The 24,649-nt window shown below is 40.0% G+C and carries 21 protein-coding genes; 9 read left to right on the top strand and 12 right to left on the bottom strand.

Annotation, left to right across the window (positions count from 1 at the left end):
- Positions 1 to 46: 46 nt before the first annotated feature.
- On the bottom strand, positions 47 to 724 hold the full coding sequence (locus tag FTV32_RS03880) for a YetF domain-containing protein (RefSeq protein ID WP_035266694.1): 678 nt from the start codon (positions 722 to 724) through the stop codon (positions 47 to 49).
- 309 nt (positions 725 to 1,033) lie between these two features.
- Between FTV32_RS03880 and FTV32_RS03875 the strand changes: the two genes are divergently transcribed.
- The 3 genes from FTV32_RS03875 to FTV32_RS03865 all read left to right on the top strand — a co-directional run bounded on the left by FTV32_RS03875 (position 1,034) and on the right by FTV32_RS03865 (position 4,394).
- Positions 1,034 to 2,695, top strand: a complete 1,662-nt coding sequence (locus FTV32_RS03875; RefSeq protein ID WP_218947332.1) for a sensor domain-containing diguanylate cyclase — start codon at positions 1,034 to 1,036, stop codon at positions 2,693 to 2,695.
- A 58-nt stretch (positions 2,696 to 2,753) separates the two neighbouring features.
- Positions 2,754 to 3,791, top strand: coding sequence for a molecular chaperone DnaJ (locus FTV32_RS03870; protein ID WP_180027973.1), 1,038 nt, complete (start codon positions 2,754 to 2,756; stop codon positions 3,789 to 3,791).
- 186 nt (positions 3,792 to 3,977) lie between these two features.
- Positions 3,978 to 4,394 (top strand): endonuclease domain-containing protein, encoded by a 417-nt coding sequence (locus FTV32_RS03865; protein ID WP_180027972.1) that lies wholly within the window; start codon positions 3,978 to 3,980, stop codon positions 4,392 to 4,394.
- A gap of 64 nt (positions 4,395 to 4,458) precedes the next feature.
- On the opposite strand, the gene FTV32_RS03860 is transcribed toward FTV32_RS03865, so the two are convergent.
- From FTV32_RS03860 to FTV32_RS03850, 3 genes are all read right to left on the bottom strand, one after another.
- Positions 4,459 to 5,148: an HNH endonuclease gene (locus FTV32_RS03860; protein ID WP_180027971.1), complete on the bottom strand. Its 690-nt coding sequence runs from the start codon at positions 5,146 to 5,148 to the stop codon at positions 4,459 to 4,461.
- A complete protein-coding gene (locus FTV32_RS03855; RefSeq protein ID WP_180027970.1) occupies positions 5,141 to 6,388 on the bottom strand; it encodes an AAA family ATPase in 1,248 nt (415 codons plus the stop codon). Before FTV32_RS03855 ends, FTV32_RS03860 begins: the two co-directional genes overlap by 8 nt.
- Positions 6,389 to 6,457: 69 nt before the next feature.
- Entirely contained in the window at positions 6,458 to 9,352 is a 2,895-nt protein-coding gene (locus tag FTV32_RS03850; RefSeq protein WP_180027969.1) for a valine--tRNA ligase, read from the bottom strand.
- 186 nt (positions 9,353 to 9,538) lie between these two features.
- On the opposite strand from FTV32_RS03850, the gene FTV32_RS03845 reads away from it, so the two are divergent.
- Complete coding sequence (locus FTV32_RS03845) at positions 9,539 to 10,219, top strand: hypothetical protein (protein WP_180027968.1); 681 nt, start codon at positions 9,539 to 9,541, stop codon at positions 10,217 to 10,219.
- Positions 10,220 to 10,237: 18 nt separating this feature from the next.
- Positions 10,238 to 11,044: an SDR family NAD(P)-dependent oxidoreductase gene (locus tag FTV32_RS03840; RefSeq protein WP_180027967.1), complete on the top strand. Its 807-nt coding sequence runs from the start codon at positions 10,238 to 10,240 to the stop codon at positions 11,042 to 11,044.
- Positions 11,045 to 11,203: 159 nt separating this feature from the next.
- Here FTV32_RS03840 and FTV32_RS03835 read toward each other — a convergent pair whose 3' ends face one another.
- The 8 genes from FTV32_RS03835 to sdsA form a co-directional block, all read right to left on the bottom strand.
- Positions 11,204 to 11,644 (bottom strand): YbjQ family protein, encoded by a 441-nt coding sequence (locus FTV32_RS03835; RefSeq protein ID WP_092766865.1) that lies wholly within the window; start codon positions 11,642 to 11,644, stop codon positions 11,204 to 11,206.
- 9 nt (positions 11,645 to 11,653) lie between these two features.
- A complete protein-coding gene (locus FTV32_RS03830) occupies positions 11,654 to 12,004 on the bottom strand; it encodes a YbjQ family protein (protein WP_180027966.1) in 351 nt (116 codons plus the stop codon).
- 98 nt (positions 12,005 to 12,102) lie between these two features.
- Positions 12,103 to 13,554, bottom strand: coding sequence for a multidrug efflux RND transporter AdeIJK outer membrane channel subunit AdeK (gene adeK / locus FTV32_RS03825; RefSeq protein WP_180028035.1), 1,452 nt, complete (start codon positions 13,552 to 13,554; stop codon positions 12,103 to 12,105).
- A complete protein-coding gene (locus FTV32_RS03820) occupies positions 13,554 to 16,730 on the bottom strand; it encodes an efflux RND transporter permease subunit (protein ID WP_035267851.1) in 3,177 nt (1,058 codons plus the stop codon). Before FTV32_RS03820 ends, adeK begins: the two co-directional genes overlap by 1 nt.
- A gap of 12 nt (positions 16,731 to 16,742) precedes the next feature.
- Positions 16,743 to 17,984 (bottom strand): efflux RND transporter periplasmic adaptor subunit, encoded by a 1,242-nt coding sequence (locus FTV32_RS03815; RefSeq protein WP_180027965.1) that lies wholly within the window; start codon positions 17,982 to 17,984, stop codon positions 16,743 to 16,745.
- Positions 17,984 to 18,619, bottom strand: a complete 636-nt coding sequence (locus tag FTV32_RS03810) for a phosphatase PAP2 family protein (RefSeq protein ID WP_035267854.1) — start codon at positions 18,617 to 18,619, stop codon at positions 17,984 to 17,986. The genes FTV32_RS03815 and FTV32_RS03810 overlap by 1 nt, the downstream gene beginning before the upstream one ends.
- A 163-nt stretch (positions 18,620 to 18,782) precedes the next feature.
- Positions 18,783 to 20,834 (bottom strand): site-specific recombinase, encoded by a 2,052-nt coding sequence (locus FTV32_RS03805; protein ID WP_180027964.1) that lies wholly within the window; start codon positions 20,832 to 20,834, stop codon positions 18,783 to 18,785.
- Between the two features lie 23 nt (positions 20,835 to 20,857).
- On the bottom strand, positions 20,858 to 21,835 hold the full coding sequence (gene sdsA / locus FTV32_RS03800) for an All-trans-nonaprenyl-diphosphate synthase (RefSeq protein ID WP_035267858.1): 978 nt from the start codon (positions 21,833 to 21,835) through the stop codon (positions 20,858 to 20,860).
- A gap of 407 nt (positions 21,836 to 22,242) precedes the next feature.
- Here sdsA and rplU point away from each other — a divergent pair, with 407 nt between their 5' ends.
- The 4 genes from rplU to FTV32_RS03780 all read left to right on the top strand — a co-directional run bounded on the left by rplU (position 22,243) and on the right by FTV32_RS03780 (position 24,642).
- A complete protein-coding gene (gene rplU / locus FTV32_RS03795; RefSeq protein ID WP_035267860.1) occupies positions 22,243 to 22,554 on the top strand; it encodes a 50S ribosomal protein L21 in 312 nt (103 codons plus the stop codon).
- 19 nt (positions 22,555 to 22,573) lie between these two features.
- Positions 22,574 to 22,831: a 50S ribosomal protein L27 gene (gene rpmA / locus FTV32_RS03790; RefSeq protein ID WP_035267862.1), complete on the top strand. Its 258-nt coding sequence runs from the start codon at positions 22,574 to 22,576 to the stop codon at positions 22,829 to 22,831.
- 217 nt (positions 22,832 to 23,048) lie between these two features.
- Positions 23,049 to 23,747: an outer membrane lipoprotein chaperone LolA gene (lolA, locus tag FTV32_RS03785; protein WP_035267863.1), complete on the top strand. Its 699-nt coding sequence runs from the start codon at positions 23,049 to 23,051 to the stop codon at positions 23,745 to 23,747.
- 109 nt (positions 23,748 to 23,856) lie between these two features.
- Complete coding sequence (locus tag FTV32_RS03780; protein ID WP_180027963.1) at positions 23,857 to 24,642, top strand: RsiV family protein; 786 nt, start codon at positions 23,857 to 23,859, stop codon at positions 24,640 to 24,642.
- Positions 24,643 to 24,649 lie beyond the last annotated feature (7 nt).

The following is a 24,649-nucleotide window of genomic DNA, read 5'->3' as shown; positions in this document are numbered from 1 at the left end:
GATGAATAATCTGCTTCGTCCCAACAGACTTTAGATTATTCATCAGCTAACCAATTCTTAGACTGTTCATTGCTTGCGTCCAATCTTGGCAAGAACAGCGCGGACAATCTTGAAGTGGTTGTTGAAGTTCAGTACAGAATCCACAATGTGTACACGCATATATTACGCTAGGTTTTACCTTGTATATTGATTGAGCTTGATCTGGAAAAATTGGTAAGCCATATTTAACTTGCTCATCGGGATAAAACAAAATACTGAAATTCCCATCGGACTCTAATAGACCGACTCGAATTTGACCTAAATGCTCAACGGATTGACGACGCATTTCCGAAAAGAACTCATCATGCGACATATTACCTCGCTTGAATGCTTCAAGGACGAGCATGCCATCTTTTACGATGTAACAGGATTTACCTTCGACTAAGTCTTCGAAAGGCTGATATTTCATCATTAACCACGTTGTGGTGCGGTAAAGCAAGATGATCACACTCATGACGACTACGGCTTGAATTAAGGGTAAATCCTCCGTAAACATTGGATCTCCAGCAATTGATCCAAGACAAAGAATAATGGCAACTTCAAAGATGGAGAGTTGTCTAACCCCTCGCTTGCCAGTCAAACGAAGAAAAAGAATGATGAGTAAATACATCACCACACATCGGATTAAAATTTCGAAAACAAATACCCATGTGGTGTCGTAAAAAAAGATAGAAGCAAAATCCATTTGTTCCTCAATTTTCTAGGTGATTCTACTTAAGCTATCAAGCGCCAAAAAAAAGAAATACAGAATTATTGTCGAATTATTATGACTTTATGTAGATGTGGTGCGTGACTTGAATATTAAATCATGTTGTTTAAAAGATAGGGAGTGGAATTACAGTTGTTAATGTTAATCAGGATTTTGAATATATGAGATAAGGTTGGCATTTTTTATTCATTACAATGATCCGAAATGTTTGTTATGTATTTGTAATATTCTGTTATATTCTTATGGTTGCATGTTTCGGTGTTTAACCAAGAGTTAAGGTGTATTTTGGATTCATTCCGTAATCGCGTTCTGTTCATATTTGCTGGGTTAACCATCATCCTTGGGATATGCGTATCGCTGTATATTGGAAATATCGCATCTCAGCACTTGGCTAAAGCCAGTGGACAGACCCTACATGTCGCAGCAAAAAATATCAGTAATGCCTTGGCAGCTTCTCTTGCCGAACGCGAGCGCGAAATGGTGCTGCTCAGCCAATCTCCATTCTTTTCAGAAGCCAATCTAGATGATCCACGTGTTCGTACACGCTTGGAACAAGTCAAAAATGCGTATGTCTATTATGCTTGGATGGGGGTAACAGATTTAAACGGTGATGTTCAAATTGCTGCGGATGGTATTCTTGAAGGTGAAAACGTTTCTTCACGGCCATGGTTTAAGGCAGGTTTACAGGGTACATACTTAGGTGATGTGCATGAAGCTGTGTTATTGGCAAAAAAAATTCAAGCTTTAAATCCTCATGAGCCGATGCGTTTTATTGATTTCGCAACACCAATCTATGATCCAAATACTCAAAAATTAAAAGGAGTGTTAGCTGCACATGCAGATTGGGAGTGGGCACGTCATATTCTCAATAAAGCATTATCTCAAACAGCATCTCAGCGTGGCATAGAAGTCTTTATCTTAAACAAACAGGGTGAACTGCTGTATCCATTTAAAAGTATTGGACGAGTCCAGCCACCTCAATTTCAAGTCAACGATGCACTTTATTATATTGATGATTGGAATGAAGGGCAGGATTTCTTAACCGCAAATATTGCGGTGGAGTCCGAGACTAAAAGTGATATTGGTTGGCATGTGGTAATTCGTCAACCTTTGGCGATTGCTTTGGCAGATATGCGTGATTTGCAGTTCAAAATCTTCCTGATTGGTTTATTCGTCTCGCTGTTTATCTTTTATGTGATTTATCAACTTGCCAATAAATTGAGCAGACCCATTGAGGCTTTAGCTAAATCGGCTTATGCGGTCGAACAGGGAGACGTGCATACGGCATTTCATAGTCAAAGCAGCATCCGTGAAATCCAAGGATTATCACATTCTCTACAAAGCATGACGCAAACCTTATTGGAACAGAAACAACAATTGCTTGAGGCAAACCAATCTCTAGAGCGTAAGGTTCAAGAGCGCACTCGAGCACTTGAATTGGCTAATCTTGAGTTGATTCGATTGTCACGACATGACGCATTAACAGGTTTACACAATCGCCGTGCTTTAAACGAACAACTTGAAGACCTGTTTGCTCAACATAAAAGAAATCAAATTGGCTATGCAGCACTTATATTGGATGTCGATTATTTTAAGCAAGTCAACGATCGATATGGTCATGATCAAGGGGATCAAGTGTTACAACAAGTGGCAAAAATCCTTGATCAAGCAACACGTGAGACCGATTTTGTGGCACGTTATGGTGGTGAAGAATTTGTAATTTTATTGCCTGCAACACATCTGATGGGTGCGCAAGTTTTGGCAGAGAAAATTCGTACATTGGTGGAACAAGCTGTTATTTTGGCAGAGAAAACTTTGACCGTCAGTATTGGTGTCAGTGTGACTGATCTCAACGATGCTGATGCTTATGCCATTCTTAAACGAGCAGATCGACATCTTTATCAAGCAAAAGCGAATGGTCGAAATCAAACTGTGATCGATGCTTAAAATAAAGCATCCACAGTTAGTTAAACTCAGTATTCTCTCATTGGACTAAACACCTGACGTGACTTCATTCGAAATTCAATCCAGTTCTTCTGCACAACTTGTTCAAGATCATAAGCTACGGGTTTTGATTAATCAGATTGAGCAGCAAAAATTACAATTATCTGCATGGCAACACGCCCAAGAAGAAATTCGTACCTACACGCAGAAGAAACTTATTCTTGTCTATCGTGATGTTTATCAAGTGCTGTTTCAGCAATTACAAAGTCTATGGAATAGCCTAAGTCAAATTGATTTAAATAAGTCGTCTCAAAAGGTTGTAGAAGAGAAGTGTTTTAGTTTGACCCAAATGTTGAGCAAATCAAATATGCTCAATGAAACTCAACTTGAGACAGTTGAAAAATTACATATTTATTTCGAACAGGTGTTTGCTCAACCACGAAATAAGCAAGATAAAAAGAACAACTTCGAATCTAGTCAAGCACCAGATGCTCATGTTGAACAAAATGATTCAACGATTGATGACGATTCGTTATGGGACAAAGCGCAGTATCAACAAGCAAGGCAGCAAGCCAAACTTAAACGGCAGCAAGATAAACAAGCCGAAGCAGAAAAGTTAGTGAATCAATCGCTAAAAACCGTATATTTAAAGATTGCCTCGATTATTCACCCTGACCGTGAGCCTGATGAGTCGAAAAAAGCGGAAAAGACCGAGCTGTTACAGCGTGCTAATGAAGCCAATGAACAGGAAGATTTGTTCTATTTATTGAAACTTCAGCTTGAAGTTGAGCAAAGTAAAAATGGTTCAAATAAAGGTTTAACAGCGGAGCAAGTTAAGTTTTATCAGCAGGCTTTAGAAGCACAAAGCCAAGCATTAAAAAAGCAAATTCAGGAATTGATTGACTCGCTTGTGTGGTCAAATAAAGCCAAAATTGCGGTGAGGAAGTCGAAAGGGCAATTGAATATTACGGACTTATATAAGCAGATTGATGCGGATGTGTCTGCGGTGAAGCAACAGCTTAAAGCTGAAAAACAAAGACTTAATTTTATGGGGAAAGAGAGTGGGCTTGAGATGTTGTTGGAGCAGGGGGTGCTTTAGGCTTTTCTCTTTCAAAAGCACCTCTCCCTGACCCTCTCCTGAAAGGAGAGGGGAAATCCATTACTTAGCAGATTTAAACTGTAAATTTGGTTATGGTAATTGGTATAAAATTTAATAATAAGACTTAGATTCGCAATGAACGTTCCCTCTCCCTATGGGAGAGGGCTAGGGAGAGGGAAAATAAAAATGAAAATAGATCCTCAACTATTAGAATTTGCCAAATCCATGCGCCACACTGCCACCGATGCTGAACATGTGATGTGGCAAATTCTACGCGCCAAGCGTTTTATGGATCTTAAATTTCGTCGTCAGCATGTGATCAAACCTTATATCGTGGATTTTTACTGTCATGAAATTGGTTTGGTGATTGAGTTGGATGGTAGTCAGCATGGAACGGATGATGCTGTGGAATATGATACTGAACGCACCAAATTTTTAGAGGCTTTAGGTTTAACCGTTGTGCGGTATTGGAATCATGATGTGTTGGGGCGAACGGATGTGGTGTTGGAGGATTTGTGGCGAGTGTGTTTTGAACTGAAAAGCACCTCACCCTTGCGCAGCAGTGCTGCTCATCTCCTAAAAGGAGAGGGAACTCCATTGTGAAACTCATGTAGATACTAGATCAAATGATGCTCCCTCTCCCCAAGGGAGAGGGCTGAGGTGAGGGTTATGCAGATTGTTGCATTTCAATTTTTTCAATTTCTTCGAGGGCATTACGCCATTTAGTGTCCTTTTCCATATGCCCACGCAGAATTGCAGAAAATGGGTAATGTGATTTTAAACGGTGTCGAATTTTTCTAGCTTCAACGATTTTTTCTTCATCAAGCCAATTATCTAGATTCTTGAAGAATTCGCGTCTTAAATCTAGAAATTCACTGTGAACGTCAATGATTTTATCTCTTAAATCTTCTTTACTGACTTCTTGGATGCCGCTATTTGCATTATTAAAACATCTAGTTATTAGCTCTTTAGAAGTTTCAGCTTTATGGTGATATGAGTGACCATTAGGACAAGTATTGATTACTTCAATGTCTTCATCAGGCATTCTGTAATAAACCTTAATCCATTCTTCAACTAAATGATCTTCTTTACAACAATCTAGCATATCATCGTAGTATTTATTTTTGATTGAATTACATCTTGAACATGCGTAATAGAGATTGTTCCAATCAAGCTTTAGTTTTTCATCATCCAAATGTGGAATGAAATGTTCAACATTTAGGTTTGGGAAATGCTTCTGTTCACAGATATAACATTTACCGTGGAAATCTTTCTTTAATTGCTTAACAACCACGGAATCTTTATAGTCCTTAGTAGTCCAATCCGTTGGTCTAGCAGATTTGGATACTTTAAACATCTAAATCCTCCAGTTGATTGTTATCTGCTAGAAGGTTGATGGCTTGTAAATATATATTTTTTAAACTTTTATCTAATAGATCATTTTTTTCTAATTCGACTAAGTTTTTGACGACTGACCTTATCTCTACATAATTTCGTGGGTTGTCAGTTAATAGGTTTTTTAGTATTTCGATTGAATTCTTCGTGTCAGAGCTAATAGGATTGACATGGAATAAACCTTTAATAACAGATTCATACGAATAACGACTTAAATCCTCTTCAAAGAATTCGCCACTAGAGATATCATAAACTACCGTATCATTATCTGTTGAGGTAATAACAAAAGGCGAATGTGTGCTGACAATAAATTGAACTTGCGGAAATAAATTTGTAAAAAAGGGCAGAATTTTCTTTTGTAAAGAAATATGCAAATGCGCATCTATCTCATCTATGAGTACTATTCCACGAAGCTCTAATGGAGATATTTCAAAAAATTCAGAACGTACTAGGAGGTCAGCAAAAATATCAAATATTGCCTGATAACCTGAGGATAAATTTTGAAATTCAACCTCTCTTTCATTTAGTTGAATTTTAAATTTAAAATTTTGATCATTAAAAACAAGTTTGGCAGTATTATTTTCAAATAAAAACTTTAACTGAACATCAAACTGATCGAACCAATTATTAAGAATATTAAATCGATGTTCATCTTTTTTTTCAAATGCAAAAGCTTTATTGACTCGGATGTTGACAAGATGTTGTTCTAATTTATTACCTAAATTACTGAGTTTATTATTTTTGGCATTTTCTTTTTCTTGTTCAATTGAGGTAGAACTTGTTACAGGCTGAATATTTGATTTTCTCATAGCCTCAAAAGATTGATAAATTGCTTTGTAATTGTCATATAGATTTAATAGGTCTAACTCATTTATAATTTCTAAATTGAGAGCATCCTTAATCTTATTTATTTCATTTTGAAAATAATTTAACTGTTGTTTCGCTTGGCTATGCTTATAACTTCCTTGAGGATGAATTTTAAGTTGATTCTGATAATAATTTACTTCTTGTTCATGAGTTTGCTGTTTTTGAATTTGTTTTGAGAAATGTAATGAAAGTTTCTCATTTAATTTTTTAAGAAAACTAGTTTTACCACTGCCATTTTTTCCAGTAATAATTAAATTACGTCCATTTAAAGGAATATTAATATTTGTAATGCCTGCATGTGGAATATCACCACTAATGTTAATTAAATATTTCATGTTTAAAAAAAGACAAAGGGCTGAATAATCAGCCCTTTATACTATAAAAATGATTAAATTAACAACACGTTAAAGCGCCGCAATTTGCTCCATATTTGCTTTAATTTTCGCTAATTGGTCAGCAAACTCAGCAAGTTTTACTTTCTCACCTTCAACCACAGCCGCAGGCGCTTTTGCCACAAAACCTTCATTTGCAAGTTTAGTTGCAATTTGGTCATGCTGTTTTTGAACCTTGTCTAAGTCTTTTTGTAGACGACCCAATTCCGCTTTAGGATCAATTAAGCCCTTCATTGGAACGAATACAGATACATGACCCACAACACTTGATGATGACAATGGCGGTTGTTCAGCATCGGCAAGGAAGGTAATGCTTTCAACTTTAGCCAATGCTTTAAACAACGGTTCAATACGAGCGATTTGTGCTTTTTCAGCTTCAGTGGTGTTTTGAAGCAGAACAGGCAACAAACGCGCATTACCTAGACCCATCTCACCACGGATGTTACGTACCGCACCAATTAAACCTTGCAGCCATTGCATATCTGCTTCAGCTTGTTCATTCACTAATGCTTGGTCAGCAACAGGGTACTGTGCAAGCATAATGGTTTCGCCAGAAATGTTTAACTTCGGCGCAAGTGTTTGCCAGATTTCTTCTGTTAAGTACGGCATTAACGGATGCGCTAAACGTAAAGACGCTTCCATCACAGAAAGAAGCACACGACGTACTTCAGCTTTACGCTCAACCGATACGTTTTCATCATTCAGAACAGGCTTAGTCAGCTCTACATACCAGTCACAGTATTCATTCCAAATGAACTCGTAAATCGCTTGTGCAGCCAAGTCCAAACGATACGTTGCAAATGCTGTTTGCACCGCTTGTTCCGCTTTTTGTAGACGGCTGACGATCCATTGTTCAGGCAATTCCCAAAGGTCTTGACGCACCTCTTGACCAATCACTTGCTCTTCGCAGTTCATCATTACGAAACGAGTTGCGTTCCAGATTTTGTTGGCAAAGTTACGGTAACCTTCAACACGTTTCATGTCGAACTTAATGTCACGACCCGTGTTTGCAAGCGCACAGAATGTGAAACGAACTGCGTCAGTACCGTAAGATTGAATACCTTCAGGGAATTCTTTACGTGTTGATTTTTCAATCTTCGCTGCTTGTTTCGGGTTCATCAAACCTGTGGTACGTTTTTGTACTAAAGTTTCAAGATCAACACCGTCAATCAAATCGAGTGGGTCAAGCACGTTACCCTTAGATTTAGACATCTTTTGACCTTCGCCATCACGTACCAAACCATGTACATATACGGTTTTAAACGGCACTTGAGGCGTACCATCTTCATTTTTCATGAAGTGCATGGTCATCATGATCATGCGGGCAACCCAGAAGAAGATGATGTCAAAACCTGTGACCAACACATCAGTCGGGTGGAAGGTATTTAAGAAGTAGTTTTCTTTATCTTTCGCTTCGTCACCCGTCCAACCTAAAGTTGAGAATGTCCAAAGCCCAGATGAGAACCATGTATCCAATACGTCTTCGTCTTGATCTAGTTGAACATCTGCAGGGATGTTGTTTTTCGCACGAACTTCATCTTCGTTACGACCTACATATACATTGCCTTCTGCATCGTACCAAGCAGGGATACGGTGACCCCACCACAATTGACGAGAGATACACCAGTCTTGAATGTTGTTCATCCACGCCATGTACATGTTGCTGTATTGCTCAGGCACGAACTTAATACGACCATCTTGAACCGCTTCAATTGCAGGTTTCGCAAGTGGTGCAATCTTCACGTACCATTGGTCTGTTAATAACGGCTCAACGATCACACCTGAACGGTCACCACGAGGTGGTTTCAATGTGTATGGTTGAATTTGGTCTAACCAGCCTTCGCTTTCCGCTTGTTCTACTAACTTTTTACGTGCTTCAAAACGCTCTAAACCAATGTAGTCTGCTGGAGCAGGAATGGTTTTCGAAATTTGCTCGCCCGCTTTAGCGATATATTCAAACTCAGCCAACACTTCAGCATTTTTGTTGAAGATATTGATGATAGGCAATTCGCAACGTTTACCTACTTCGTAGTCATTGAAGTCATGTGCAGGGGTGATTTTTACACAGCCTGTACCGAATTCTTTGTCTACATATTCGTCTTTAACGATTGGAATCGCACGACCTGTGATTGGTAGGATAATGTTTTGACCTACCAAGTGTGCATAGCGCTCATCATCAAGCGCAACCGCAACCGCTGTATCACCTAATAATGTTTCAGGACGAGTCGTTGCCACGACGATGTGATCTTTACCATCGTGGGTACGAAGTGATTTGTCTTCAAAGAAGTATTTGAAGTGCCAAAGTGAACCTGCTTCTTCTTTATCAGACTCAACTTCTAAATCAGAAAGGGCAGTTTGGAGTTTTGGATCCCAGTTTACAAGACGTTTACCACGGTAGATCAAACCATCTTCGTGTAGTTTTACAAACACTTCTTTCACAGCATTTGATAAACCTTCATCCATGGTAAAGCGTTCACGTGACCAATCAACAGACGAACCTAAACGACGAATTTGACGGGTAATATTACCGCCAGATTGTTCTTTCCATTCCCATACTTTTTCGATGAACTTATCACGACCTAAATCATGACGGCTCACGCCTTGCGCGCCCAACTGACGCTCTACAACCATTTGCGTTGCAATACCTGCGTGGTCAGTACCTGGTTGCCAAAGCGTGTTAAAGCCAGACATACGCTTATGACGTGTCAAAGCATCCATGATGGCATTGTTAAAACCATGACCCATGTGCAAGCTACCAGTGACGTTTGGTGGCGGAATCATGATACAGAAAGACTCGCCTTTTTCAGACGGCTTAAAGTAACCGCGTTCTTCCCAAGTTTGGTACCATTTTTTCTCGATCTCGGTCGGATCGTAGGTTGTAGCAATATTTTGCGCTGAATCAGTCATAGTTCGAACAGATCAAAAGTAGATAAAAAATTGCATCTATTGTAGCAAAAAAATGCATGGAGAGGCACGTTAAGCAAATGCATTCTCGTTTCAAATCCCACACAATCGAACAGTAATTGATTTTGAATAACACTAAAGCCAGCGTCAACTCGCGGAATCGGCCTGACAATAAAGGATAACAATAGCATGACCTATACTATTTCTTTGCGCTTACAACCTGAAACTTATCAGCAATATCAAACCATTCACCAAAAACTCAATGCAGGAGATCGTGAAGCGCAAGCTAAAATTCTTGGAGATAATCTGTCCAAAATTGCTTGTGAGATTATTGATCAAGCCTTTGGCACACTGGTCAAAGATTCTAATGCGAAGGATCAAGACTCAGCAAAAGTATTGAAACAAGTGCAAGATGCAATCTTGAAATACATGCCTTGGTCGGTATCATTTTTTGGTAATGATCGCTTAACGCCTATGGTGAATCATGTACAAAGTTTGATGTATGAACAAGATGGAAAATACTATATTTCATACCCAGTAGAAAAAGTTATTGTGAATGAGTTACTGGGCTGTGCAGAACGTATGCGTGAAGGTCAAAATCAATATGTTTCTCCTGGCTTAAAAGCCTTCACTAAAGTGGTTGATCAAGGCGTTACGAGCTTAATTCGTGAACCTAAAAAAATGCTGAAATTCAATATGGTGGTGGATAAAACCTTGAATGGTGTGATCAGTCTGACCACAGGATTGGGCTATAAGCGATTCGAAAATTTAAGCAAAATTCATGATGCACAAAGTATCGTGAAGTACTTTGACCATTTTCTGGTTTTTCTTGATAATGAAGGACAGCAAAAAGCAAAATTAAATGCTTAAACCATAAGGATAAAGGGAATGGCAAAGTTGGAACAGCTTGATCTGAAAGTGGTGTGGATTACAGGTGCATCATCGGGTCTTGGTAAAGCGTTGGCTGCTGAATGTGCCAGTTTAGGGGCACAGGTTATTTTGACGGCTCGTCGTTTTGAAGAGCTGGAAACGGTAAGGCAGTCTTTGGCACACCCAGAACGACATATTTCCATTAAAGCGGATATCACAGATGAATCACAAGTTCGTCATGCTTATGAACAAGTTCTCCAACAAAAAGGACGTATTGATTGGTTAATCAATAATGCAGGTCTATCACAACGTGCATTAATTAAAGACACGACCATGCAAACTGAACGTGCGATCATGGAAGTTGACTATTTCTCTCAAGTCTTTTTAACCAAAACGGTTTTACCGACTTTTCAGCAACAAAAGTCAGGACGAATTGCCTTTATCTCAAGTGTCGCTGGTTTATTGGGCACACAATATCGTGCGACTTATTCGGCAGCCAAAGGTGCGATTCATATGTGGGCGAATAGCTTACGTGCTGAAGTTGCGCAAGATGGTGTGGGTGTCTCGGTAATTTTCCCAGGATTTGTGAAAACCAATGTATCCTTTAACGCTTTAAACGGGGAGGGAAAGCCCCAAGGTTATCAAGATGAAGCCATTGAAAATGGTTTAGAAGCAGAGGAATTTGCTAAACAAACCGTACAGGCATTATTGAAAGGGGATGAGTATATTGTCGTGGGTGGGGCAAAAGAAAAATTAGGCGTCTTTATTTCACGGTTATCACCAGCAATACTGTATCGAATGATCCGAAAAATGAAAGTGAAGTAAACTTTAATGATCATGGGCATATCGATGAGAAAAATTTAATCAACTACATTTGGTTTTCTATCTCAATGATCATGCGAGCGATAAGGGGTTTGAAGACGCCTCAAGCAAAGTGTACGGCTTGATTGACTACTACATACTTGTAAAGAAAAAGAGAGACTTTTAGTCTCTCTTTTGTATAGCCGTTCCGTAAGCGAATACTTCAACCATTCCACCTTGAAGACCTAAATCTGTGGTGCTGAGTCTTAATCCTAAGATTTCAGTTGCACCCATTTTTTCTGCTTCAAGTTTAAGTCTAACGATAGCTTCACGTCTTGCACGTTCAACAATACTTTCATAACTGCGTAAGCGTCCACCAAAGAAATTTTGGATTTGCGCAAGTACAAACTTAAAATAATCATGCGAAATCACCACATTACTGCTGATCATTTGTCCATGGTTTTCAGAAGTTTTAAAACGCTGACTATCTAACTTGATATAAGCTAAGCGCGCTTCTTGTTCATCAAGTTGCTTAAGATGCTTTTGTTCATTATAGCGACCAAATCCAAATCCAATACAAAATAGGATGAGAAAGATGACCACCTGAAAAATGATACCATCCATAACGAATCCTTAAGAGGTGAATGGATCAGGAATTTTAGGTGCATTCGGTGTGACATACACAGCTGTGCCATAAACAAATAATTCGGAAGCACCTTGGGTAATATTGGAAGTCGAGAAACGAATTCCGACAATCGCATTCGCCCCTAAGGCACGCGCTTTATCAATCATACGGTTCATTGCTTCTTGACGAGACTCTTCAAGTAATTCCGTGTATGCGGTGAGTTCTCCACCGACGATATTCTTAAGTCCTGCGAGTAAATCACGCCCGACGTGTTTACTTCTGACGGTACTGCCATATACCACGTCAAATTGTTGTTGAATTTGATGACCAGGTACAGATTCTAAATTACTTAACAGCATGTGATTGAAGTCGTTATAAAAAGGATAATTAATGACAAAATATCAGTATTTGGGACAATAAAAAAGCCCACCGAGGTGAGCTTTGTTTAAACAAAAAATTACTTCTTGTCGTATTTTAAATCTGAGCTTGAAGGCTGATAAATCACTTGATCCGTAGTATTGGTTTTTAAGCCACCACCGAGTGATTTATAGAGCTCGATTTGGTTGTTAAGGTTCGCTTGTTCAAGCAGCAATAAACCTTGCTCAGCACTATACGATGTACGTTGCGCATCTAATACAGTTAAGAAACTGTCAATACCAGCGCGGAAGCGGGCATTTGAGAGTTTGTAGGTTGTATTGGTCGCATCAACTAAACGGCGTTGTGCAGTTAAACGTTCACCGATATTTTGACGCACTGCCAAAGCATCATTCACTTCACGGAACGCAGATTGAATTGATTTTTCATAATCAGACAATGCGATCTGTTGCTGTGTTTCAGAGACTTTAATATTGGCACGACGTGTTCCCCAGTCAAAGATTGGAATATCTAGACTAGGACCAACTGACCAAACAAAAGCACCAGACTTGAATAAATCACTTAAGTCTGTTGATGCATAACCTGCTGATCCTGTGAGGCTAATGGTTGGGAATAAACGCGCTTTTGCAGCACCGATATTCGCACCAGCCGCACTTAGCTGATATTCAGCCGCTTTAACATCTGGACGGTTGTTGAGTAGATCACTTGGCAAACCAGCCGCAAAAGCAGTGGTTGATGTCACACGTGTGATTCTCTCTTTAGGCAATAAATTGTCAGGTAGTGGTTGACCTACAAGGAGGTTTAACGCATTAACCGCTTGTGCAATTTGAGTCTTGTATTCAGCAACATCGCCACGTGCCGTCTCAACAGAAACTTGAGCCTGACGAAGCGGAACTTCACTGTCGATTCCCACATCAAAACGTTTTTTGTTGAGATTGTAAGATTCAAGTTGAGCTTTCAGCGTCTGTTCAGCGAGCTTAAGATTCGCTTGCGCATATGAGTAAGCCAACCAAGCTTGAGCTGTTTGGCTAATCAAGGCAATTTGAGTGGCATCACGTGCGCTTGCAGTTGAAAGATAAGTGTCTAGGGCATTGTCTTTCAAACTTCTAACACGACCCCAAAAATCAATTTCATAAGCCGTTAAACCTAAACCTACATTATAGGTTGTTACTGGGCTTGGCGAATTGACCGTGTCTTGTCGTAAAACACTACCACTTGCACCAATCGTAGGCAATTGATTGTTTTGGCTGATTTGAAATTGTTGACGTGCTAATTCGATATTTAGCGTCGCTTTACGAAGATCACGGTTATTTGCCAAGGCTAAATCCAAAACTTGGATTAAGCGTTGATCTACAAAAAAATCCTTATAACCTTGCTCCGCAATAGATGGACCAGAAGCATTGCCAAGATAACTTCCTGGAATATTGGCTTGAGTGACCGGTTCTGGACCACGCATGCTTTGACATGCTGTCAAAGCAAGCGCAATTGCAGATACCGCAATGCTACGACCTGTGATAGACCATACGTTTTGCATCACGAAATTTGCTCCTGTTTATTTTGTTTTGGTTTTGTTTTAAAGATACTTCGGATCCATACGTAGAACACTGGAATAAAGAAGATCCCTAAAAGTGTTGAGCTGATTACACCACCAAGTACACCATAACCCACGGAATGTTGACTTCCTGCACCTGCGCCAGAAGCGAGAGCTAGAGGAAGAACACCAAAACCGAAAGCCAATGTGGTCATAATGATTGGACGCAAACGCATTTTCGCGGCATGCAAGGTTGCTTCGAAGAGTTCTTCACCTTGATCTTGAAGCTCTTTCGCAAACTCTACAATCAAGATCGCATTCTTCGCGGACAAACCAATCACGGCAATAATCGCCACTTGGAAGTAGATGTTATTTGAAAGGTTTGGATCTTTCAAAATAATCATTCCCAAGAATGTTAAGGCAAGTGCACCAACAATACCCAATGGCACAACCATGAGTACAGAGAATGGGATAGACCAACTTTCATATAAGGCTGCCAAGCAGAGGAAGACAATCAATAACGAAAGAGCATAAAGGAATGGTGCTTGTGCGCCAGACTCACGTTCTTCGAGAGATAAACCTGTCCATTCGTAATCGAAGCCTTGTAAGCCCATTGAAGGAAGCTTTGCAATGATTTCTTCAACCGCGGCCATTGCATCACCCGAACTCACACCTGGAGCTGGAGTACCTGTGATGTTCATGGAAGAAACGCCGTTATAACGCTCTAAACGTGGTGAACCATAAGTCCATTCGCCTGTTGCGAACGCTGAGAATGGAACCATCGTACCTTGGTTATTGCGGACATACCACTTGTCTAAGTCTTCAGGCATCATACGAGAGCTCGCTTCACCTTGGACATACACTTTTTTCACACGACCACGATCGATGAAGTCATTAATGTATGAACCACCCCATGCCATACCCATCGTACTATTGATTTCAGCAATGCTGACTCCCATAGCACCTGCTTGAGCATGATCGACGATGACACGATATTGAGGCGTATCTTCTTGTCCGTTAGGACGAACACCTGTTAAACGCTGATCTTGAGAAGCTAAGCCGAGTACAGCATTACGTGCTGCTAATAATTGCTCGTGACTTTGACCTGCAGCTGCTTTTAACTGTAGGTTAAAGCCTGCACTCACGCCCAACTCCGGCATTGCTGGAAGTTGAAGAGGCATGATATAGCTGGCATCTTTCACAATCATATTCAGTGCCATACCACGTTGGATAATGGCACCGACCTGAGATTCAGGAGAGGTACGGTCTTTCCAGTCTTTCAACTTAATGAAGGCAAGACCCGCATTTTGACCAATACCCGTGAACGAGAAACCAGCAACACTAAATACAGATTCAACATGTTCTTTCTCGTTGTTGAGGAAGAAGCCTGTCATTTGATCAATTGTTTTGCCAGTGCGTTCAAGCGTTGCATTTGGTGGTAGCTGAACGAGTGTCATCACCACACCTTGGTCTTCATCTGGTAAGAATGAAGAAGGAAGGTTGACAAATAACCAGCCCATCACAGCAATCACAACACCATAGACCAATCCTGCAAATAGCTTGGCATGTGTTAAACGGTTTACGCCGTTTTGATATTTCACCGAAATTTTGTCAAAACCATTGTTAAACCAACGGAAGAAACGGGCAAAAATGTTATTGCTTTGAGGTTTGTTGGCATCATGTTTTTTCAACATGGTCGCACACAATGCAGGGGTAAAGGTTAATGCAACAATCAATGAAAGAATCATTGCTGTAACGAGCGTGATAGAGAACTGACGATAAATTACACCTGTCGTACCCCCCATGAATGCCATAGGTACGAATACTGCAGTTAAGACAGAGGTAATACCAATCAATGCACCAGAGATCTGTCCCATCGACTTTTCAGTCGCTTCCACAGGCTCAAGATGCTCTTCTGCCATCACACGTTCAACGTTTTCTACGACGACAATCGCATCATCCACCAGAAGACCAATGGCGAGAACCATAGCGAACATGGTTAATGTGTTGATCGAGAATCCGAACATGTTGATCACGGCAAATGTACCCAATACAACCACTGGAACAGCCATTGTTGGAATAATGGTTGCACGCCAGTTTTGTAGGAACAAGAACATGACCAAGAATACGAGGATAATCGCTTCAATTAAGGTTTTCACAACACTTTTAATTGAGAGCTCAATAAATGGTGTTGTATCAAAAGCAAGTTTGTCCACCATACCTGTTGGGTAGTTTGGACGTAATTCTTTTAAACGATCTTCAATCGCTTGGGCTGTATCTAATGCGTTTGCACCCGTTGCCAAACGAATCGCTACACCACCTGCAGGTTGACCATTAAATTTAGAGTCAAATGCGTAGTTGTCTGCACCTAATTCAATTTTAGCGACATCACCTAAACGAACTTGTGCACCATTTGGTGAGTTCTTAAGGAAAATATTTGAAAATTGTTCAGGCGTTTGTAAAAGACTTTGAGCAGTTACAGTCGCATTTAAAACTTGACCTTGTACAGAAGGTGCACCACCTAACTGACCTACCGCCACTTGCGCATTCTGAGTTCTTAATGCATTTGCAATATCACTTGGTGTAACTTGCAAGTTGGCCATTTTGGATGGGTCCATCCAAATTCGCATAGCATATGAACCACCAAATACTTGCACTTCACCAACACCAGTCACACGGCTAAGTGGTTCAGAGATATTTGAATTTACATAGTCTTTAATGTCATTTGCATCTAATGCATCTGACTCAGAATAAAACGCAATAACTTGTAAGAAGCTTGCGCCAGACTTGGTAACTTTTAAACCTTGACGTTGTACGTCTTCAGGCAAAAGTGCAGTCGCTGATTGAAGTTTATTTTGAACTTGTACCTGTGCAATATCAGGATCGATACCTTGTTCAAAATTTAGAGTAATGGAAGCTTGTCCATTACCAGCACTGTTAGATGAGATGTAACGTAACCCATCCAAGCCATTCATTTGTTGTTCAATAATTTGCGTTACTGTGTTTTCTACAGTTTCAGCAGATGCACCCGGATATGTTGCAGAAATCGATACCGTTGGTGGTGCAATCGTTGGGTATTGCGCAATTGGCATCTTGGTGAGGGATAAAATACCCGCCAACATGATGACCAATGCAATCACCCAAGCGAAGATTGGGCGATGGATAAAAAAGTGAGCCATTCAGTCTACTCCTTATGCATTTGAAGTAGCTTTTTGTTCAGATTGAGCTGCTGGCTTTGCTTGTTGACCATCTTTGCCGGCTTGAGGTGCTGCAGCTTGAGGTTGGTAAGGTTTAGCTACAACTTGTTGTTCGGGTTTAACTTTCGCCACACCATCTACAATGACCTTATCACCCGTATTTAGACCTTTGGTCACAATCCAATCTTTACCTTGCACACCTGCAGTCTCAATTGGACGTACTTCAACTGCACCTTTCGCATTCACGATCATCGCAGTCGCTTGACCTGTTGGTGTACGGGTCACAGCCGCTTGAGGCACTAAAATCGCATTAGGAATTACACCTTGCACAATTTGAGCATTAGTGAACATTCCTGGCAATAATAATTGGTTCGGATTTGAGAACACAGCACGTAGGGTAACTGTCCCTGTTTCTGGATTTACACTTGCATCAGAGAATGCAAGATTACCTTCAATAGGGTAGATGCTGCCATCTTCAAGTTTTAAACGAACTTTAGTATTGTTGCTGCGGTCGATGCTGCCTTGACTTAACTGTTGACGTAAACGAAGAAGCTCAGCACTTGATTGGTTGATATCGACATAGATTGGATCAAGCTGTTGGATTGTTACCAATGCTTCAGGTTGATTAGCCGTTACCAATGCACCTGCAGTCATACTAGAGCGACCTGATTGCCCTGAAATTGGTGAGCGAACAGTAGAATAACCTAAGTTAATCTGCGCATTTTTCACCGCTGCTTCTGAAGCTGCAACATCTGCTTGTGCCAATTTTACTTGTGCTTGTAGATCATCAAATTCTTGCTTAGACACAGCATTGATACCGACAAGTTGGCGATAACGGTCAGCTTTAACTTGAAGCGCATTGAGATTGGCTTTTTGACGAACTAAGGCTGCTTTTGCACTGTCTAGGTTCGCACGGTTGGTATTTGCGTCAATTTCGTACAGAGGTTGTCCTTCACGCACAAAACTACCTTCAGCAAACAGACGCTTTAAAATCACACCGCTTGCTTGCGGACGTACTTCAGAAATTTGATAGGCTGAAGTTCGACCCGAAAGCTCGACAGTTTGTTCAACACTTTGTGGTTGAGCAACGATGACACCAACTTCAGTTGGCGGCATTTGCTGTTGTGCAGCGGCTTGCTCTGCATCTTTTGGATCTTTGCTACAACCCACAAGTGCAATACTTGTTGCAAGAGCACAAGCAGTGAGGGCAGGGGCCCAAAGCTTTGCCGACATCATTATTCCACCTCGTTAGATTTTTCTCTAAAAATAATTGTTTGCTTTGCTATCCGTTGTGATAGGACTAACCACAGTATAGTCAGCCATATCAACGCAATACTCCAACCTGCAACAACATCTGTCGGGTAATGAGCACCGAGATAAACCCGTGAAAAACCCATGCCAACAAACCATATACAGGCAGCGACGAAAATGATTCTACTTTGATGATGGTTTCGAAAGATCATGATCATCAAACCAGCAATCACTGCTGCATAGAGACTATGTGCGCTTGGAAATGCGGCTCCATAAGTTTCAACGATTTGATAAATTGCATTTGGACGAGGTCGGTCGAAAGCATATTTGAGTAACCAGCCAAGACAGGCACCACCAACGAGACCAAGTGAGATAAATAGACAGTTAGCATATTGTTTTAATCGCCATTGCTGTAAGGTCCAAATCGCCACGCACATCAGCATGATCGGTAAACCGCCAACATGAGACAATAAAACCGCAATTCCATCTATGAGGGGATTGCGGTGTTGACTCATCCATGAAACAGCAGTGAGATCGAGCTGTTGTATCGTTGGAATATAGATTCCTATACTACTTATCGTTATTCCTAAACAACCTATTAAAATCAGTAAGTAAGGCATATAAAATAACCTGAGTTATATTATAGTCGCATACATTTATTGCATGAATGCGTCAAAGTGTACTCGCCAGTACACTTTTTTTCAAGTCAGTGTAAAAGCATAATTTATAGTAATTTCATTACAATGTGCATCTTATTTTTAGCACAAAAAATAACACAAATATCTAATGAGAAGATTTCTTTGGTGAAATTGGATCTTCGACCTCTAAAGGTTGTTTTGGGGGCCAGAAAAAGTCCATTGGTCGTGTAACAAAGTGAGTAAATACTAATTTTGCCAGAGGTTTCCATTGTTCAAAACGAACACGTCGTGCGCGTAATGCCACAATAATAGTGAGACTAAAGCTGACAAATAAGTTGGTCAAACCAATTAATAATACACCAAGGAATGAAACAATAATGAGTCCTATTTCAGGTGTGCCATTGATACTCAATAGGCCCTGCATAAAGTTTGCTGAAGCAAAGGCAATATGGCGAATATCTAAAGGCAGACCAAGAATAAAACCAATTGTCCCCATGCTGCCTAGCATGATTCCGAAAAGGAAATTCCCGGCTAGTGCGCCTAAATTACGTTCAATATAGTTTGCAAACTTTTCCAGTCTGTCAGCACCTAGCCAGTTTTTTAAGCGATGATGTGCTTTTAAGCGAGGTCCGACTTTACGATACACTGCCATGTTGTCGAAGTAACCTGCGATCAAACCAGATAAAAATAGACATACACCTGCAATAGCTGCATGTGGGACTGCTAGGGATGTAAAAGGATTTAAACTATGAAGTAAATATGTTGCTTTACTGTGATTGAGTAATTGTTCACCCAAAATCAACGGCCACATCATGGTGATCAATGCTGCAACCGGAATTGCAATGGAAATATTGCCGAGAATAGCGACAAACTGCGTACGGATAATATTGATAATCAGCGCAGCAAGTTCTGCGATTTGTGCAGTTCGAGACCCTTTCTTTTGTTGAACTGTCGCGGCTAGGGCAGCTGCAGTCATAGCAGGTTGTTTGGTTGCAACCGTAAAATGGAGTACATGGATCAACATGAAACCTAATGCATAGTTCATGCTATACGCGAAGGCTTGCATGATAGGTGCCATGGCGATGCGCGCAGTGAGAATCTTCAAGGTCGCCATGATAGCGATAATGACGCCTGCACCTGCGGCTGATTTGTACATACTGAAGAAACCAGCTTTATTGGTACTTACATAATGTTCGCCTGTTTTACTGGCATTTTCAGTGACTTGTAATGCGATTAATTCACTGTTTGTTTTTAAAAGCTCTCGAACACTTCGCTCCTCATAGTGAGCCGCAACTAAATCTTGACATAACTCAGCTAGTGCTAAGTATTGAACTTTTCCAGTTTCTGTCAATAAGTTCAGTAATAGTTCAATACGATCTAAACATTGTTCAAGCAAAGACAATAAATAAGTGAGACTTAAACTCACCCCAATTCTTTTCGTAGCACGACGAATCTTCAAAACGACATCGCGGCACTGCTCGATCATCACCAAAGCCTGGTTGGCGTCGGGTACGACCATTTCAGTAAGATCATCAGCTTCACTATAATGTTTTTTGTATAGCTCAATAAATTCAATGATTTCACGATTCTGCACCAAAAAAGGTGACTCATATTCAGTCAGTTCTGGTTGTGCATTAATGAACTCAGGATAAAGTCCAATACCGCTGATACGGTAAGATAAAACTGTAATGGCTTTAATCATGTCGCGTTTGATGCCAAATTTTGCATCTAAGCTGCCATTACTTTGATTGACAATCTGAAAAAACTGAATCCATTGCTGATCTTCAATATTTTCTAGCCAATATTTATCGCTACGTAAATGAAAGACACGGAAGACTAAATCTTTTAGATCAGTTTCATCGGTCAAAAGGGGAAGAACATGCGCTCCCATTCGTTGACCCAACTGATTCCAAAAACCATCTAAAGAAAGAATCCCACTGTCCGCATAAATAGTGGTTTGTTTATAGCGATTGATCAGATGAACGATATAGGCTTGAAAAGTGGTGGCTGCAGTCGGCGTAATTAATAACGCTTGTATCAACGCCTGAAATTTTTGATTAATTTCTTCTAGGTTATAACTGTCTGATGGACGGATGCGATTAACGAGTTCAATGAGTATGTTTTCGTCTGGAGCAGCTTGATGATGGTCAAGTTGCTCCTGCATTTGTTTAAAAAGATCATTAAAGTTTATATGCATACGCAAATTTTTTTAGTTGAAGTTTATTGGATTCGATCTAATGCTAATTGCGCCAAATTATCAAGCGCTTGACGATAAATACTTTCAGGCAGTTGTAACAATGCCTCACGAGCTGCTGTAGTTTCTTCAACAGCACGTTCGCGACAGTAATCTAGTGCACCAGAGTTTTGAACAATCTGAATCACTTGATCCAAATGTTCAGTCCCACCTGTAGTGATGCTACGACGGATAATATCGTGCTCTGCACCAGAAGTTTTTTGTAGAGCAGCAATCAGTGGCAGTGTTGGCTTACCTTCCATTAAGTCATCGCCAATATTTTTACCAAGTGTTTCTGCGTCAGAGGTGTAATCGAGTATGTCATCTATGATTTGAAATGCATTCCCGAAATGACCTGCGTATTTTCTGAGTGCTTCACGATATTGATGTTGATTGGCAAGAATCGCAGCGCCTTCAGTCGCCAATTCAAACAAACGAGATGTTTTGCCGTGAATAATGTCTAAATACGTCGCTTCAGTGGTTTCAGGCTGATGTTGAGATTGCAGTTGAAGTACTTCTCCTTCAGCAATTTCACATGTTCCTGTTGAGAAGTCTTTTAATAACACCATATTGTTCAAATCTACGAGCAAATCGAACGCTCTAGAAATGAGGAAGTCTCCAACGAGGACAGCGGTTTGGTTATTCCATGTTGCATTCGCTGTAGGACGACCACGGCGTAACCCAGACTCATCTACGACATCATCATGTACCAGTGTAGCGGTATGCAGCATTTCAATAATTGCAGCTAACTTTTGGGCATGCTCTAGGTTGGTTTCACCGCAAGCGCGAGCAGCCAATAAACACATAATAGGACGCATGCGTTTACCACCTGCCTCAACCACATGTTTGCTGACTGACATCACCAAAGCAACTTTAGAGCTGATTCCTTCATTAATAAGTTGGTCCATCGCAGCAAAGTCTGTAGCAACAGGTGCGAGAATGTCTTGCTTAAAATCGATGGCCATAACAATGAAGTCCTTATACAAACAGTAGATGTTACTCAGCTAGTGTAACAATTTAAGTGAAAGTTTTGGTCGCTTTGCCACATGAATATGCATGATTTTCTTAATGTTGTTCAGTTTCTATTCATGTTTGTGATTTAATCTTCATAATACCAATAAAACTTGATATGTTATTTGATATTCGAAGTAGTTCATTTTGTGAATAAATATAGTTTAATCAATCAGCAAATTGTTATTTTCATGTAAGAAATAGATATTTCGGGTTGAAATTTAACTTTTAGACAAAAGACCTTGTTGTTTATTTCATTATCACTTAAAATCCTTGCCCTTGAATAACCCCCAGTGGCGTTCGTTTTAAGATCGATATATTCCTTTATCGGCACGACGACACGGGCCTGTTGGAGTACATTATGTACGCAGTAATCCAAAGCGGTGGTAAACAACACCGTGTTGTTGAGGGTGAAACCCTTAAAGTTGAATTATTGAAAGCTGAAACTGGTTCTACTATTACGTTTGATGACGTATTAATGTTAGTGAACGGTGATAGCATTCAAATTGGTGCTCCAGTTGTTGCTGGTGCTAAAGTAACTGCTGAAGTAGTTAGCCATGGTCGTCACGACAAAATCCGCATCATCAAAATGCGTCGTCGTAAACACTATCGTAAACAACAAGGTCACCGTCAATGGTTCACTGAGTTGAAAATTACAGCTATTTCAGGCTAATTACGAGGAGTAAATAGACATGGCAACTAAAAAAGCCGGTGGTTCGACACGTAACGGTCGTGACTCAAATCCTAAAATGTTAGGTGTTAAAATGTTCGGTGGTCAAGCTGTGACTGCTGGTAACATTATCGTTCGTCAACGTGGTACAGAGTTCCACGCTGGTGCTAACGTTGGTATGGGTCGTGACCATACTTTATTTGCTACCGCTGATGGCGTGATCAAATTCGAAGTTAAAGGTCAATTTGGCCGTCGTTATGTATCTGTTGAAACTGTATAAGTTTTATCAGGCATAACCAAAAAACCCACTCTTGAGTGGGTTTTTTTATATCTGAAAGAAAGTTTTTGAACTGAAGTGAATCTTCATCATGATGAAGTATTTTCAACAATTTAGCTAAATAACAATACAAAAGTTCTTATTTTCTCAATTATTAGCGATCAAATTTGGTTTAAGATGACTCCATATCAAATGATGATCAATAACAAAAGGTGGGATCATGACAATGCTTCGTAAAACGATTGGTGCAATTACAATGAGTGCTGCAATGATGGCACCAGTCGCAAGCACTCAAGTTTTCGCAGCGCCAGTGGCTGCTTCGGAGCAACAAGCGACCGCAAACTTGGTTCGTCAATTAAACGGAATAAAAAGTTTAACGGCAAATTTTGAACAAACAACGAAAGCAACTAAATCTAGTAAAGCACCACAAAAACAAGGTTTGAGTGCTCAACATATGAATCAGACTTTTACTGGGGTGATGAAAGTTGCTCGTCCAGGTAAGTTCTATTGGGAAACTACAGCACCAGCAAAACAAACAATTGTGACTTCTGGAAAGATGATTTGGATCTATGACCCAGATCTACAGCAGGCAATTCGTCAAAATATGGATGAGCAAGTTGCCAATACACCAGCATTATTATTGTCTGGTAATACCAATCAAATTATGCAGTCATATCGTGTAACACAGCCAAATAAAGCTAAAACTTATTACACGTTATATCCTAAGCAGAAAGATGGTGCCTTTCAGAGTCTGACCATTAGTTTCGGTGCAAATAAAGCGCCAAGCTTAATGATTTTAGAAGATTCATTAGGACAAACTACACACGTTAAATTTAGTAATGTGAAAGTGAATGCAGGTATTCCGGATTCAACATTTAACTTTACACCGCCTAAAGGCACAGACATTATTGACCAATAATATAAAAGCAGCGTTTATCGCTGCTTTTTTAACTACAAATTTCAACTGAATTCATGTCATCTAGAATTTATAGTCTCTGTGTTAAACACTCATTTTTATTGGAGGCTATATGCTAAAACACATGAATCGGTTTGGAAAATTGAGTGTTATTTGTGCATCAATGATCATGTTAGGCGCTTGTCAGCCTAAATCTGATGCAGAAACTAAAAAAAGCAATGAGACTGCTGCGCAAGCAAAACAATCAGAATCTTGGTATATCGAATCGAAGAACGTCGAATTAAAGCCTAAACAGAAGCAAGTATGCGATGAGGCAGGGTGTACAGAATATTCATTCCAAACGGTTGAAACTAATCATCCGTGGATTAATACGTATTTTAAAAATCGGATAGAAAAAGCAGACCCTATACCATTCCAATCGGCTACTAAGAGCTCAGAGACTAAAACTGTTGATCCGCTGAAGTTGAGTCAAAGTCAGACTGTGGTACGTTATTTAAGTCAACATCAGAATATAGCGAGTTTTGAATATCTGAGCTATGTATATCCTGCTGGTGCAGCACATGGGATGTACCATAAAGAATATGTTCATTTCGATTTAAAAACTAAAAAAAGAATAGCACTACAAGATTTAATTGTGAAAGGTCAAAATAAAAAGCTATTAGAAACACTTTATAGTGCTAATAGTATGTGGCTTACAGATCACAATATTGAACAAGATAAACTCGAATTAAGCGACAATTTCTATTACGGAGTTGATGGTATCGTCTTTGTTTATCCGCTGTATGAGCTCGCGTCCTATGCTGAAGGAATGTCTGAACTCACTTTACCTTATGTGAGTGTGAATGGTTTGATACAGTCAGAATATCTTCCAAATCTACCCAAACTCACTGCTGAGTAATTGACTC

Origin of the sequence: Acinetobacter sp. YH16032 (genome assembly GCF_013417345.1) — a bacterium.
Lineage (GTDB): Bacteria > Pseudomonadota > Gammaproteobacteria > Pseudomonadales > Moraxellaceae > Acinetobacter.
The sequence above is the reverse complement of the archived record's forward strand: the minus strand, read 5'-3'. Positions and strand labels throughout refer to the sequence as shown.

Bases quoted from the DNA above. Each gene is read 5' to 3' on its own strand.
- FTV32_RS03880 (WP_035266694.1), bottom strand. From the start codon at position 724: ATGGATTTTGCTTCTATCTTTTTTTACGACACCACATGGGTATTTGTT.
- FTV32_RS03865 (WP_180027972.1), top strand. From the start codon at position 3,978: ATGAAAATAGATCCTCAACTATTAGAATTTGCCAAATCCATGCGCCAC.
- FTV32_RS03860 (WP_180027971.1), bottom strand. From the start codon at position 5,148: ATGTTTAAAGTATCCAAATCTGCTAGACCAACGGATTGGACTACTAAG.
- FTV32_RS03855 (WP_180027970.1), bottom strand. From the start codon at position 6,388: ATGAAATATTTAATTAACATTAGTGGTGATATTCCACATGCAGGCATT.
- FTV32_RS03850 (WP_180027969.1), bottom strand. From the start codon at position 9,352: ATGACTGATTCAGCGCAAAATATTGCTACAACCTACGATCCGACCGAG.
- FTV32_RS03845 (WP_180027968.1), top strand. From the start codon at position 9,539: ATGACCTATACTATTTCTTTGCGCTTACAACCTGAAACTTATCAGCAA.
- FTV32_RS03840 (WP_180027967.1), top strand. From the start codon at position 10,238: ATGGCAAAGTTGGAACAGCTTGATCTGAAAGTGGTGTGGATTACAGGT.
- FTV32_RS03835 (WP_092766865.1), bottom strand. From the start codon at position 11,644: ATGGATGGTATCATTTTTCAGGTGGTCATCTTTCTCATCCTATTTTGT.
- FTV32_RS03830 (WP_180027966.1), bottom strand. From the start codon at position 12,004: ATGCTGTTAAGTAATTTAGAATCTGTACCTGGTCATCAAATTCAACAA.
- adeK (WP_180028035.1), bottom strand. From the start codon at position 13,554: ATGCAAAACGTATGGTCTATCACAGGTCGTAGCATTGCGGTATCTGCA.
- FTV32_RS03820 (WP_035267851.1), bottom strand. From the start codon at position 16,730: ATGGCTCACTTTTTTATCCATCGCCCAATCTTCGCTTGGGTGATTGCA.
- FTV32_RS03815 (WP_180027965.1), bottom strand. From the start codon at position 17,984: ATGATGTCGGCAAAGCTTTGGGCCCCTGCCCTCACTGCTTGTGCTCTT.
- FTV32_RS03810 (WP_035267854.1), bottom strand. From the start codon at position 18,619: ATGCCTTACTTACTGATTTTAATAGGTTGTTTAGGAATAACGATAAGT.
- FTV32_RS03805 (WP_180027964.1), bottom strand. From the start codon at position 20,834: ATGCATATAAACTTTAATGATCTTTTTAAACAAATGCAGGAGCAACTT.
- sdsA (WP_035267858.1), bottom strand. From the start codon at position 21,835: ATGGCCATCGATTTTAAGCAAGACATTCTCGCACCTGTTGCTACAGAC.
- rplU (WP_035267860.1), top strand. From the start codon at position 22,243: ATGTACGCAGTAATCCAAAGCGGTGGTAAACAACACCGTGTTGTTGAG.
- rpmA (WP_035267862.1), top strand. From the start codon at position 22,574: ATGGCAACTAAAAAAGCCGGTGGTTCGACACGTAACGGTCGTGACTCA.
- lolA (WP_035267863.1), top strand. From the start codon at position 23,049: ATGACAATGCTTCGTAAAACGATTGGTGCAATTACAATGAGTGCTGCA.
- FTV32_RS03780 (WP_180027963.1), top strand. From the start codon at position 23,857: ATGCTAAAACACATGAATCGGTTTGGAAAATTGAGTGTTATTTGTGCA.